11 protein-coding genes are annotated in these 13,093 nt (G+C 37.4%); 4 read left to right on the top strand and 7 right to left on the bottom strand.

Features of this window, described 5'->3' with window-relative positions; all coding sequences use genetic code 11:
- Positions 1-676 precede the first annotated feature (676 nt).
- Together H0S58_RS05050 and H0S58_RS05045 are read right to left on the bottom strand one after the other, a co-directional pair.
- Positions 677-1,819: an acyl-CoA dehydrogenase family protein gene (locus H0S58_RS05050; RefSeq protein WP_195727331.1), complete on the bottom strand. Its 1,143-nt coding sequence runs from the start codon at positions 1,817-1,819 to the stop codon at positions 677-679.
- Between the two features lie 149 nt (positions 1,820-1,968).
- Positions 1,969-3,315, bottom strand: a complete 1,347-nt coding sequence (locus H0S58_RS05045) for a dicarboxylate/amino acid:cation symporter (protein WP_053580224.1) — start codon at positions 3,313-3,315, stop codon at positions 1,969-1,971.
- Positions 3,316-3,727: 412 nt separating this feature from the next.
- Here H0S58_RS05045 and H0S58_RS05040 point away from each other — a divergent pair, with 412 nt between their 5' ends.
- Positions 3,728-4,732 (top strand): glycosyl transferase family protein, encoded by a 1,005-nt coding sequence (locus H0S58_RS05040; RefSeq protein ID WP_195727330.1) that lies wholly within the window; start codon positions 3,728-3,730, stop codon positions 4,730-4,732.
- 208 nt (positions 4,733-4,940) lie between these two features.
- On the opposite strand, the gene H0S58_RS05035 is transcribed toward H0S58_RS05040, so the two are convergent.
- Both H0S58_RS05035 and H0S58_RS05030 read right to left on the bottom strand, forming a co-directional pair.
- On the bottom strand, positions 4,941-5,207 hold the full coding sequence (locus H0S58_RS05035; protein ID WP_053580226.1) for a YeaC family protein: 267 nt from the start codon (positions 5,205-5,207) through the stop codon (positions 4,941-4,943).
- A gap of 3 nt (positions 5,208-5,210) precedes the next feature.
- Positions 5,211-6,143, bottom strand: coding sequence for an NAD(+) kinase (locus H0S58_RS05030; RefSeq protein ID WP_406741606.1), 933 nt, complete (start codon positions 6,141-6,143; stop codon positions 5,211-5,213).
- A 460-nt stretch (positions 6,144-6,603) separates the two neighbouring features.
- Here H0S58_RS05030 and mrcB point away from each other — a divergent pair, with 460 nt between their 5' ends.
- On the top strand, positions 6,604-9,000 hold the full coding sequence (mrcB, locus tag H0S58_RS05025) for a penicillin-binding protein 1B (protein WP_195727329.1): 2,397 nt from the start codon (positions 6,604-6,606) through the stop codon (positions 8,998-9,000).
- A gap of 15 nt (positions 9,001-9,015) precedes the next feature.
- Positions 9,016-9,579, top strand: coding sequence for a tetratricopeptide repeat protein (locus H0S58_RS05020; RefSeq protein ID WP_195727328.1), 564 nt, complete (start codon positions 9,016-9,018; stop codon positions 9,577-9,579).
- Positions 9,580-9,662: 83 nt separating this feature from the next.
- On the opposite strand, the gene H0S58_RS05015 is transcribed toward H0S58_RS05020, so the two are convergent.
- Entirely contained in the window at positions 9,663-10,562 is a 900-nt protein-coding gene (locus H0S58_RS05015; protein ID WP_195727327.1) for a thiamine phosphate synthase, read from the bottom strand.
- 140 nt (positions 10,563-10,702) lie between these two features.
- Here H0S58_RS05015 and hemP point away from each other — a divergent pair, with 140 nt between their 5' ends.
- Positions 10,703-10,873, top strand: coding sequence for a hemin uptake protein HemP (gene hemP / locus H0S58_RS05010; protein WP_053578214.1), 171 nt, complete (start codon positions 10,703-10,705; stop codon positions 10,871-10,873).
- Between the two features lie 64 nt (positions 10,874-10,937).
- On the opposite strand, the gene H0S58_RS05005 is transcribed toward hemP, so the two are convergent.
- Positions 10,938-12,281 carry a sensor histidine kinase gene (locus H0S58_RS05005; RefSeq protein WP_195727326.1) on the bottom strand — a complete coding sequence of 448 codons (1,344 nt, stop codon included), beginning with the start codon at positions 12,279-12,281 and terminating at the stop codon, positions 10,938-10,940.
- A 1-nt stretch (position 12,282) separates the two neighbouring features.
- Positions 12,283-12,942: a response regulator transcription factor gene (locus tag H0S58_RS05000; RefSeq protein WP_195727325.1), complete on the bottom strand. Its 660-nt coding sequence runs from the start codon at positions 12,940-12,942 to the stop codon at positions 12,283-12,285.
- Positions 12,943-13,093 lie beyond the last annotated feature (151 nt).

The raw sequence follows: 13,093 nt of genomic DNA, 5'->3' as shown, positions 1-13,093 counted from the left end.
CAATCAAACTTTGCTTGATTCAGTCTTAAAAACATACAGTTGATTTATTCATCAATTTTAAGGCATTTAAAATCACCATCATTTTAATTTTTGTTTGGTGAATAATTTGAAGTTTCATTTCAATCTAGAACTCATTTCAACATATATGTCTGCATCATTTATCGATCTAATCAGCCTTCTTGAATAATCATTTTAAAACTCAGATCAGGCATTAAGTTGAATTAGTCTTGAGTTTAATCAGACTTTTTATATTTTGGATTATGTAATGAGAAATGAGTGTTGCTTTTATTCCTGAATTTTTTGCAGGGCAATCAAATGATAATGAAGTCTCAAAAACTATCAAAATATTGAAATTAATCATTATGTTGTTTTTTAATCAATATTATAAAATTCTCAATAAAGCACTCGGAGAATATTAATGTTAAAAAGAATCGCTAATTTAGTCACTTGTGATTTTGAATTTGTAATGGCCCTCAACTTTTGATTAGTGCTGAAGTAGTCAATGGTCGCTTAATAGCGACCATTCAAGCGGGTGCTGTTTACCATGATACTGGCGTAGTGAACGATAATAATTTATTTATTTTCGTTCACCCGAAGATTTACCCGCATTTATTCAAAAAAGTTTGCTGGTTTTAGGTCGTTAAAAAGAGTCATTCAACTCTTTTTAACGCAGTAACTAACGGCCCAATAAACCGCGTGCAACAATTTCTTTCATAATTTCATTGGTTCCGCCATAAATACGTTGAATACGCGCATCGACAAAGAAACGTGAAATTGGGTATTCAGACATATATCCGTAGCCACCAAAAAGTTGCAATAAATTATCGGCAATCTTCATTTGCATATCGGTAGCAAAACTTTTTAAAGCAGCCGCAGTTTCTACATCCAGTTTGCCTTGCATATACAGTTCGACATTTTGATTATAAAAAGCAGCGGTGGCTAACTCATCTATTTTTGCTTGAGCCAGAACAAAACGGGTATTTTGGAATTGACCAATCGCTTGACCAAATGCTTGGCGCTCTTTAACGTAGGCAACGGTTACATCAATAGAACCATGAATTGCCCCGATGGCGGTTGAAGCAATCGCAGTACGTTCACGTGGAAGTTCCTGCATTAAGTAAGCAAAACCTTGTCCTGCTTGCCCTAGTAGTTGATCTTTCGGCACTTTAATATTATCGAAAAATAACTCTGAAGTATCTTGTGAATGTAAACCAATTTTATTGAGATTGGTTCCCTTTTTAAAACCGTCTAAATGGGTATCTAACAACATTAAAGATACGCCTTTTGCACGTGCTTGAGGATCAGTTTTTACTGCCAAAATAACCAAATCGGCATGCTGACCATTTGAAATAAATGTTTTTGAACCGTTGAGCAGGTAATGATCATCATTTAAAATTGCATTGGTTCGCATCGCCTGTAAATCTGAACCTGCACCAGGTTCTGTCATCCCAATCGCACCAACAACTTCACCAGACACCATTTTAGGCAACCAGTATTGTTTTTGTGATTCTGTACCAATGTGCAAAATATAAGGTGCTGCAATTTCAGAATGGCATGAAATTCCCGTTGATAAAGCACAAAACCCCGCACGCGCAGACTCTTCAACCAACATCAACGAATAATGCGTAGGAACGCCATAACCGCCATACTCTTCTGGCACATCGATACACAAGTAACCATTCTCACCCAATAAATTCCAAATAGAACGCGGCATAATGCCTTCCTGTTCCCATTGTTCATAATGGGGAGCGACATGCTCACTCATAAAACGTTTGAAATTATCACGAAATAGTTCTAAATCAGCATCATAAGCCAACATATAGCATCCTTGTATCGGGTTATTGTTTATTTTCTTCTGCTCATCCTATTCATTTTAAAGTGATCTGTCATGTTCCATTTGCCTCATCATGCGTGATTTTTTAGCCAATAAAAAAGGAAGCCGCAGCTTCCTATTTTTTAAATGATATTTTAATGATGTGCTGAATTGGTTTCTTCCAGCATTTTGGCATCTATATATTCAGGGTTATTTAAAGCATGATGAAGCTTTTCTGTGTCTAATTGTCCGACCCATTTTGCTACAACAATCGTCGCTAAAGAGTTACCTACAAGATTAGTCAATGCACGTGCTTCTGACATAAAACGGTCAATACCTAGAATCAATGCTAAACCTGCTACTGGAATATGTCCAACTGCAGATAATGTTGCAGCCATCACAATGAAACCTGAACCCGTTACACCTGCTGCACCTTTCGAGGAAATCAAAAGTACAATCAGCAATGTCACCTGATGTGAAACATCGAGTTGTGTATTGGTCGCTTGTGCAATAAAAATAGCGGCCATGGTTAAGTAAATAGACGTCCCATCCAAGTTAAATGAATAACCTGTTGGAATGACTAAACCGACGACTGACTTTTCACAACCCGCAATTTCAAGCTTTTTCAGCATGCGGGGTAAAACCGATTCTGAAGAAGATGTGCCCAATACAATAAGCAGCTCTTCACGAATCATACGAATCATTTTTAAGATACTAAAACCGCAGAAACGGCTAATGGATCCTAAAACAATGAAGATAAACAGTAAACAGGTAATATAGAAACAGATAATCAACTGAGCCAATTGTGCAAGGCTACCAATCCCATATTTACCAATCGTAAAGGCCATGGCACCAAATGCACCGATTGGCGCAAGTTTCATAATCATGTTCACAATATTAAAGAATACATGTGATACTTGATCAATAAATTTCAGTACAGGTTTGCCTGACTCGCCTAATTTATGTAAAGCAAAACCAAATAAAATTGCAAACAACAATACCTGAAGAATTTCACCTTCCGCAAAAGCCCCCACCACAGTATTTGGAATAATATTCATGAAGAAATCAAGAGTAGACTGAGACTGCCCTGATTCCACATATTTAGAAATACCCGAAATATCTAAAGAGGCAGGGTCAATATTCATGCCTACACCGGGTTTAGCAATATTAATGACCAGCAGGCCAATTAATAAGGCAATAGTCGAAACAATTTCAAAATAAAGTAATGCAATACCACCGGTTTTACCCACCGATTTCATACTTTCCATACCTGCGATACCACTCACGACAGTACAGAAAATAACAGGTGCGATAATCATTTTGATGAGGCGAATAAATCCATCACCCAAAGGTTTTAATTGTTCTCCCAGACCGGGTACATGTTTTTCAACACCATTAACGAGTTGTGTTCCACTTGGAAAAAAATGACCGATGAGCACGCCGGCAATAATAGCGACAATCACTTGAAAATAAAGTGATTTGTATAAAGGTTTTTTAGCCATAATCATAACTTCTTCATGTATTTCCGCACGCAGAAATATCTATTTTGTCTTGCCTATTCTTACGAATATACAACCCTGACCTTTTTACAAGATGCAAAAAAACAATGAGTTCTTGTGAAAACCCGATCTAAAGATGAGAAAATATTCATAAGTGAAATAACCCATTTTACAGCTGGTATTTAAATGAGCTGTCATAAAAATGGATTAAGGAGATCATGAAAATTTAAATAAATTCTATAAGCAGAAAGTGTACTTGAATTTAGATCAAAAAATGTTAACACGTATCCTTTTCGATTATTTTTCACACAAAATCCATTCAGACATTAGTCTAATATAGATATTATTTTTTTCTTCATTTTATTTTTATGTCATAGTGAAGAAACTCATTTTGATACGAAATACTGTGATTGGCATGGATACAAAAAGAAATCTTTATAAAAATATTGAGCATCCATTTGCCCAATTTGTTCGTATTGTTGGTAAAGGCAAAAGTGGTGCTCGCTCGCTCAGTTATGAAGAAGCCTATCAAGCGTTTAGTATGATCTTAAATGACGAAGTTTTAGACGTACAGCTTGGGGCATTCTTAATGCTGTTACGTGTCAAGGAAGAGTCTGTTGATGAGTTAGCAGGTTTCGTGCAAGCAACACGTGATCAACTTCATTTTAAAGCGTTGCATGTAGATTTAGATTGGTCTTCTTATGCTGGCAAACGTAAACATTATCCTTGGTTTTTACTGGCGGCATTAACGTTGGCACAACAAGGTTATAAAATCGTGATGCATGGTGCTTCTGGACATACGCTTAATCGCGTATATACCGAACAGGTATTAGAACACTTCGGTTATCATATTTGCCAAAATGAAATAGATGTGGAACAACAATTACAACAATTTAATTTTGCTTATATTCCTTTACATGCCATTTCACCCAAATTAAGTGATTTAATTGCATTGCGAAATGTGATGGGTTTACGTTCGCCCATTCACACGCTTGCACGTTTAATTAATCCATTCAATGCGAAAGCAACCTTACAGGCTATTTTTCACCCTGCTTATCGTAGTTCACATCAACAAGCTGCTTTTAAATTAGGTTATAAAAATAGTGCTGTCATTAAAGGTGAAGCAGGCGAATTTGAACGTAACCCCGATGCTAAAACTTTAATTTGCGGAATTCAAAATGGTGAACTTTATGAACATGAATTACCCAAATTAACGCTTAACCGTAGCCCAATAGAAGAACAACTCGATTTAGATGTATTTAAAGCGGTATGGGAAGGTAAGCAAAACCATGAGTATGGTGAAATAGCCGTTACTGAAACGATGGGTATTGCTTTATATACCATGGGCGTTTGTGACTCTTATGATCAAGCCATATTAAAAGCCAAACAGCTTTGGGCGACACGTTTCAAAGTGGATTAATTTTTTAATGACAAAATAACATTTCATCACATGAGATCGGTGTTCTTGCGGAGTAGCACTCCGCATTTTACCCTGTCAAAAATAAAATACACCTAAACAATACTTCTTAAAAGATTGAAACTTGATGTGATCATCATAGGCTTTGATTTAAATCAGTGAACCATAAAAAAAGACACCTCAGTGTCTTTTTTTATCTAAAAATAAATATTTAGACAAAACGAATTGGTTTAAATTCAGGTTCTGGAACATGCGAATCACACTCTTCACCTTCCTCTTTATGTCCTTTATCAATATAACCACTACGTTCTTTTTCAGGTAAATGCTGAGCTTCCCATGCAATCACGGCTTGCATACAAATTTGACGTTGTTCTTGAGTCAATACAATGCCATTAGGCCACTTTCCAATTTCTACTGCTGTCTTCAAGCGCGAAACAATATCAGGATCGAGTACAGCCAACATTTGTTCAATATTCATCATTTAATCCTGTTGTTGTAAAGAGTCAAAATCTTGATTCCAGCCAAGTTTAGTTCGACATGCCATATAAAAGTCGTAACCTGGCGGATGAAGTAGATTCAATTTAAATGGATGTTTACGGATATGTAAACTGTCACCTACACTCAGTGAAACACTATGTTGACCATCTGCACTGACCATCGGTAGCACACGATTTTCACGAATGATAATCTTAATTTCACTGTGCCCACCGACCACAATCGGTCGTGAAGACAAAGTATGCGGATGCATTGGCACTAAAGAAATTGCATCCATCCCCGGATGAACAATCGGTCCACCACCTGATAAGGCATAAGCTGTCGACCCTGTCGGAGTAGATACTATTAAACCATCACTATGTTGCCGATATACATATTGTCCGTCAATATTCATTTCAAAATCGATCATATGTACCGAGCGACCTGAATGCAACACCACATCATTCAATGCAATCGCATCATAGATGATTTCACCTTTAGATCGAATTTCCATTTCCAATAAAAAACGACGATCAAGCTGAAATTCACCTTTCAAAACTTGATCGAGTTTATAAATCACTTCAGTTGGCTTAATATCGGTTAAAAAACCCAAACGACCACGGTTTACGCCAATGACGGGGGTATTATGTTTGACTAACGCTCTTGCGGCATGCAGTAAAGATCCATCACCACCCACCACAATCACCAAATCAACCACTTCACCCAATAAGCTACGACTGACCGTTTGTGTATTGCTATAAGGGACTAATTTCGCTGTTTCCGAATCAAAAACAGGATGTAGACCCAGATTTAAAAGATGATCATGAATAAGACTTAATGTTTCAACGACGGAGGATTTATCTGGACGCCCTATCAACCCAATATTCCGAAAACTTTTATGTGAAATTTGCACCTGCATCATCGCTCCGCTACGACCCATCTATATCATAGCATTAACCCTCTGCATTTTAAAAAAATTTACAGGGTATTCAAGTCTGGATTATTGAACTTTTTTGAACACCTTCTACATATCGTAATTTATTTATTATTCACCTAAATAGCGATTTAATTCTTTATAGAATTACTGAATAAAAAAATCACACGCCTATATGTCTAAAATCGTGATCTCTATTGAAAGATAGATGATTTCCTGTTGTGTTCCTAAAGTTAAGCTCATCTAAAACAGTTATTCATCATTATATATTTTCAAGAGATTCAATTAAAAACGTAATTTAAAAATATTCGTCAACCCTCACTAAAATATTTAAAAAACAATCGTTGAACCCAATAAAATTGGCTTCTTCAGGATAATTTTTCCTGTTTATTCACAGATTAATTATTGCAAAATATTGAAAAGCTTCGCATGATTAGCACAATTTATTGGGATTTTAGAACAATTGATGAAGTCTGAACGCGGTATCGGTTTACTGGCCCTTATTTTCTCAATATTAGTCATCGGCGTTTTTATCGTTTTTAGTATCTACTTAATACGCATGGATAATATTGTAAGAGATAAATTTGAAGGACAACGTTGGGATATTCCAGCCAAAGTTTTTGCACGTCCTTTGGAGGTTTACACCAACGCACCTGTAAATCAGACAGACTTTACTCAAGAATTAAAACTACTGGGCTACAAAAACTCGGAAAGTTATACAAAATCTGGTAGTTATGTGACTTCTGGAGATGAGTTATACGTTCATACACGTGGTTTTGATTTTGGCGATAGCGTAGAACCTGAACAAATTCTCAAAGTAAATTTTGCCAATAACCAAATTTCAGAAGTGAGTGCAACCAAGCCTTCTTCTACAGGAATTGCGCGTTTGGAACCTTTATTAATTGGCGGAATATATCCCCAACATAATGAAGATCGTGTCTTAATCAAACTCAAGAATGTACCAAAACCTTTAATCGAAGCTTTGATTGCCACAGAAGACCGTAATTTTTATCACCATCATGGAATTTCGATTCGGGGTACAGCACGTGCCTTGGTGAGTAATGTAACCGGTGGGAAACGTCAAGGCGGTTCTACGCTGACTCAGCAATTGGTCAAAAACTTTTATTTAAGCCCTGAAAAAACCTTAAAACGTAAAGTGAATGAAGCCTTTATGGCGATGTTGATTGAGCTTCATTATGATAAAGATGAGATTTTAGAAGCTTATCTTAATGAAGTGAATCTGGGGCAAAATGGTAATTATTCTATTAATGGTTATGGTTTAGCTGCCCAGTTCTATTTTGGTTTACCTTTGCGCGAATTAAATACTGCTCAGCAAGCCTATTTGGTTGGGTTAGTACAGGGACCTTCTCTTTTTAACCCTTGGAAAAATCCAGAAGGTGCAAAAAAACGTCGTGATCTTGTTTTAAACAATATGCTGGTCATGGGCTATCTTAGCCAACAACAGTTTGAGCAAGAAACTGCACGACCATTAAATGTGATTGCCAAACCTACACTTGGGCCTGCACGTTTTCCAGATTTTCTAGATATTGTACGTCGCCAATTGAGAACAGAATATCAAGAAGGTGATTTAACCAATCAAGGTTTAAAAATCTTTACCACGCTTGATCCAATTGCTCAAATTCAAGTACAAGATGCCTTTAAAAACTCTGTTTCTCGTTTAAGCAATGCTAATCCTAAAAGATTAAAAGATTTACAAGGGGCAGTTTTAATTTCTCATCCAGAAAACGGTGAATTGGTTGCAGCTGTCGGCTCGACCCAAGACTTTACTGGTTTTAATCGTGCCTTGGATGCTAAGCGTCAAGTCGGTTCTTTGCTTAAGCCCGTCATCTATTTAAGTGCAATAGAATCGGGACGTTATACATGGGCAAGTCCAATTGAAGATAGTCATATAACGATTGGAAGTGAAGGAAAAAACTGGATACCAAAAAACTATAGCGGCGGCGAACACGGTATTGTGCCGATGGCTACGGCGCTAGCAAATTCCTATAACCTTTCAGCTGTTCGCTTGGGTCAAGAATTTGGAGTGTCGACCTTTAGCAATCATCTGAAAAAATTTGGTGTAACTTCAAATATTCCGAGTTATCCATCCATTTTCTTGGGTGCAGTTGATATGTCACCCATGGAAGTAATGAGTATTTATAGTAATTTTGCAACGGGTGGATTTAAATATCCGATTAAATCGATTCGTGCTGTTGTCGATTCTAACGGACGTTTACTCGAGCGTTATGGCTTAAGTGTGCAAAAAACGATTGATCCATCTGCAGCCTATATTTTGAATTATGGCTTACAACAAGTGATGAGTTCAGGTACAGGGCGTTCAGCCTACAACACATTACCTGCAGATTTAAAATTGGCAGGTAAATCAGGTACAACCAATGATACACGCGATTCGTGGTTTGCTGGTTATTCAGGAAATTATTTAAGTGTTGTTTGGTTGGGTCTGGATGACAATAAAGTCACAGGTTTAACAGGTTCTTCAGGAGCATTGCCTGTTTGGACCAATGTTATGAACCAGCTACGCCAAAAGCCAGTGAATTTACGCCAAACTGAAAATGTACAATGGCAGTGGATTGATCCTGCAACGGGACATTTATCTGCACAAGGCTGTGAAGGTGCAATGTACATTCCACTGTTGCGGAATAGCGTTCCACGTCAAGCAACTGCTTGCGGTCTACCCTATTACCAAGTCGAACCTGTTTACAATCCTGATACGGAAAATACTCAAGCGCCCGTCGATCCAAACGATAGTATTGAAAACTATATTCATGAAAGTGAAACTGAAATGCAACGCGATCTTTCGAGTAATACTCAGATTATTTCAAGTGGTCGTTATGAAAACTAATGGTGAAAATTGGTCATGAATGTTTGTTTGAATACTTGTACGAAAATAGCTTTAAGCTTGGGCATTGTGGTATTAGTAGGTTGTCAAAGCTTACCTATACCTCCCTCTCAAGATTCCAAAAAATCACCTTCTTCCGAAAAACCAGAGACTAAAACCTCTTCTGGCGTTATTATTACACCTTATGAACGTGAAGAAATTCAGCGTAAAAAAATGCAAGTTGTTATACCTGAGCAAAGAAAGACTCAGCAATTTGAGGATGGTCGTCAACTTCCTGCCTTTAAAAAACTGATGCAAAATGCACAGCTTGCATATAAACAGGGTAAATGGAATGAAACCGAAGCGGCTGCTTTGCAAGCCCAACGCTTAGCACCACAATCTGCAGAAACTTTTTTATATTTGGCCTTGGTTGCACAGAAAAAAAATAAACCTATGAATGCCGAAGCGTTAGCCCAACGCGGACTCAGTTATGCGCAAAGCAATGCGATGAAAAAACAGCTCTGGCTGGTTATTTTAAAAGCTGCACAGCAGCAAAATGATCAAAAAACCATTCACCAGGCGCAAAAAGCACTCAAGCAATAGATAAGGGTTATTAGCCTAATACCAAGAAGCGATTCAAAGAGTGAATATCTCTTCTGATCGCTTCTTTTTATTTATTTCAAGGCTTATAAAAAACGAATGCCTGCGATGCCGTAAGCTCCATGTTGCTGTGCTAAATTCAACTCACTCGCTTTCATTCCACCTAATGCAAATACAGGAATATCCACTTGTGAAGCAAGCTTTTCAAACTGCTCCCATCCAAGCGTTGTCGCCTCTGAATGCGTTTCTGTAGCCAAAACAGGACTCAGTAGAAGAGCATCACAGCCTATTTTCTGAGCATGTCGAATTGAAGCTAGATCATGACAAGCCGCAATATATCGCTTACCTACTTTTAAATCTGCTGCACTAAAAGTCAAAACTTGCGTCTGTTTTAAATGAATTGTCGCTATATACTGCTGCTGAATGGAACTTAATTGCTGATAGAGCTCAGTATTTACAATGAGTCTCGATAAATGCTCTACACTTAATTCAGAAAGCTCTATGACACGCTCTGGATTACTTTCTACCCGCCAATACAACAACTGGTCTTGCGTGAGTGATTTGGCTATTTCTAACTGTTCTGAAATTTTAATTTGATGTGGCCAGTACAAACGTTGAATCATCCCCTCATTTGCTTGAGGAAAATTTAAATCGAGTAATTGCTCACGGCTATACCATGACCAAGGCTGTTGAACTTCATTTAATAAGGCTTCAGGTACAATTGCTTGAAATAAATGTAAATTGACCACGACATCATCATATTCATGATGAATCACATCAAATGCCGACCAATCTTTTAACCCCACCCCCACTTCTTCATAAACTTCTCGTCGGCATGCTGCTAATGGGGTCTCACCCTCTTCCACTTTACCTCCGGGAAATTCATGTTTATTGCCTTGATGTTGTTTTGCTTCGCGCCAACCCACTAAGATTTTATTCTGATGTAACAAAATCCCAATCGCAATATCAATACTCGGTTTAAACATGCTCTATCCTTTTTACTGGCAATATTACAAAATGTAAGTAAATTTAAGTTTTTTATAAAATTTAAAAGAATTGATTGACAGGTCTATTCGATAATGATTATCATTTAAATCGTTCCCACATATACCACGGAGTCGACGGAATGAACGCACCATTTAGCTTATTTACCCGTAATAACGAAGCAGCCCATTCATTACCTATGCTGCATTCGAATAACTTATTTTCTTTAGGTCGAGAAATTAGAATTATGCATGCTGGTGAAGAATATCGTTTACGTTTAACACGGAACAATCGTCTCATTCTGACCAAATAAAACAACAAAAACCTAAATAATAATAATCGTGGAAATAGGCAGTATGTGCGCAACATACTGCTTTTTAAGCGTGTATTGTTAAGGGTAATTGAAGTAAAACGCTTAAACCACCATAGCTTGATTGAGAAAAAGAAATATCCCCCTGATGTAAATCGATAATTTTTTTACAAATTGAAATTCCTAAGCCTGAACCTTGCGTTTTTGTTCCCAAAACTCGATAAAAACGCTCACCTAAATGAGTCAATACCTCAGGCGTTACACCTTGTCCATTATCATCAATCCTGATCATGATTTTGTCTTCATGCTGATAAATCTGAATCATGACTTGTCCATTGATTGGGGTGTAGCGAATAGCGTTATCAATTAAATTTCGCAGACAGCTAAAGAGCAATTTCTCATTGGCTAAAATAAAAAGTTGAGATTCTACCTGACTGTTAATGTCTGTTTTTTTCTCAAGTGAAAATGGCTGTAAGGCACCTAATACCTCTTTTACAAGAAGCTGAAGATTAACCTGAGTTTTAGGAAGCTGACTGGTATTCGTTGGATCCAATCGGGCCAACAAAAGTAAATTCTCTAAAACTTGTGTGCCCCGATTGACATCATTTTGCATACTCACTAAATCTTGACTTAAATCGGGATATTTTCGTTTTAAAACCTGTAAACGCATTTGAATTGCAGACAATGGTGAGCGCAATTCATGCGATGCGTCAGCTGTAAAACGTTGCTCGGCAAGCAACGATTGCTGCAAGCGTTGTAATAACTGATTGAGTTGCCATACCATCGGCTGTAATTCTTTTAACTGTGGGGCTTTCTGTTGAATAGGGGCTAAATCATCTGCATTTTTTTCAGCAATATCTTTGGATAATTGATGAATGATTTTAAATTGTCGCTTTACTGAATAATGTAAAATCCCCCATTGTAACAACCACAATAAAATTAGAATAACGCCATATAGCAGCATATTTTGAGCCAGTTCTTTAAAGCGCTGACCGATCGGTTGCATCACCCATACCGACATTTTAAGTTCTGAATCTTCGGCTACATAAGTGCGCCACAATTGCTGATCTTGCCAAATAAAGTGATAACCCGGAATCCAGTTGTCATCAAAAGCTTTACTGTGCTTTTCTATGTAGAAATCTTTGGATTGCGTTAGCACTTGGTGTTGATCTTTTAATAGATATTGAATATCAAATTCATCACTTAACTCATCAACCTGTTGTCCAGCAGCCCGCGTCACATCAGAAATTAACAGCATATCACTCACTTCATCCATGAGTTGATCTTGCACTTGCATGGTTTGATACAGTGAAATCGCGACAAAAAGAAGTAAAGCCAACATACCCGCCACCATTGAACTAAACAATGAGGTTTTGACGAGTTTGCTTTGTAAAGACACAAGATTTGCCATATTAATTCTGACTCATGCGATAACCTAGGCCACGAATGGTTTTAATCAGTGTACTGCCTATCTTCTTGCGCAATTGATAAATAAATACTTCAATCGCATTACTTTCTATTTCATCGCCCCAAGCATAAAGAGATTCTTCTAATTGATCCCGCGTAATGACATGTTCAGGTTTTTGCATCAATTTAAATAAAATCTGAAATTCTTTGGCCGTTAAATTGATAGTCTCACCATTTTGACTGACTGTTTTTACGTGTGGGTCTAACACTAAATTAGCATAGTGCAAACATGGTCCTACACTCGTCTGATGCTGTCTGAGTTGTGATCGCACTCGTGCAGAAAGCTCTTCCAAACTAAAGGGTTTGACCAAATAATCATTTGCACCCAAATCTAAACCTGTTACACGATCAGTAATGCTATCGCGCGCGGTAATAAAAATAACCGGGGTTTGCTGTTCCTGTTGCCGTAAAGCTTTCAGAATATCATCCCCCGTTGCTTTAGGGAGACCACGATCCAGAAGCACACAATCATAACGATGTTGTTCAATCGCTAAAATAGCATGATCACCGCGATCGACCCAATCGATATTATAACCGTCCATTTCTAGCCATGTTTTGATGCTTTCTGCTTGAGATACATCATCTTCTGCCAATAAAATCCGCATCTCTTGTACCCGAATTCAATCCTGATTGAACCTTAACATATCATGCTTTATAGATGACTTAATTTAAAAAACCACATGAGCAACTCATGTGGTTTTTGGAAGAAAATCCGCTAATAAATTTGAGATGGTTTGTCTGATTCTCTAAATAAAT

It is taken from the genome of Acinetobacter sp. TTH0-4 (genome assembly GCF_015602665.1).
GTDB lineage: Bacteria > Pseudomonadota > Gammaproteobacteria > Pseudomonadales > Moraxellaceae > Acinetobacter > Acinetobacter albensis.
This window is presented reverse-complemented; position numbering and strand designations above follow the sequence as displayed.

Excerpts from the sequence above, each read along its gene's own strand:
- H0S58_RS05035 (WP_053580226.1), bottom strand. The coding sequence starts at position 5,207 with ATGAATATTGAACAAATGTTGGCTGTACTCGATCCTGATATTGTTTCG.
- H0S58_RS05015 (WP_195727327.1), bottom strand. The coding sequence starts at position 10,562 with ATGTTTAAACCGAGTATTGATATTGCGATTGGGATTTTGTTACATCAG.
- H0S58_RS05050 (WP_195727331.1), bottom strand. The coding sequence starts at position 1,819 with ATGTTGGCTTATGATGCTGATTTAGAACTATTTCGTGATAATTTCAAA.
- H0S58_RS05040 (WP_195727330.1), top strand. The coding sequence starts at position 3,728 with ATGGATACAAAAAGAAATCTTTATAAAAATATTGAGCATCCATTTGCC.
- H0S58_RS05005 (WP_195727326.1), bottom strand. The coding sequence starts at position 12,281 with ATGGCAAATCTTGTGTCTTTACAAAGCAAACTCGTCAAAACCTCATTG.
- H0S58_RS05020 (WP_195727328.1), top strand. The coding sequence starts at position 9,016 with ATGAATGTTTGTTTGAATACTTGTACGAAAATAGCTTTAAGCTTGGGC.
- hemP (WP_053578214.1), top strand. The coding sequence starts at position 10,703 with ATGAACGCACCATTTAGCTTATTTACCCGTAATAACGAAGCAGCCCAT.
- H0S58_RS05000 (WP_195727325.1), bottom strand. The coding sequence starts at position 12,942 with ATGCGGATTTTATTGGCAGAAGATGATGTATCTCAAGCAGAAAGCATC.
- H0S58_RS05045 (WP_053580224.1), bottom strand. The coding sequence starts at position 3,315 with ATGGCTAAAAAACCTTTATACAAATCACTTTATTTTCAAGTGATTGTC.
- mrcB (WP_195727329.1), top strand. The coding sequence starts at position 6,604 with ATGAAGTCTGAACGCGGTATCGGTTTACTGGCCCTTATTTTCTCAATA.
- H0S58_RS05030 (WP_406741606.1), bottom strand. The coding sequence starts at position 6,143 with ATGGGTCGTAGCGGAGCGATGATGCAGGTGCAAATTTCACATAAAAGT.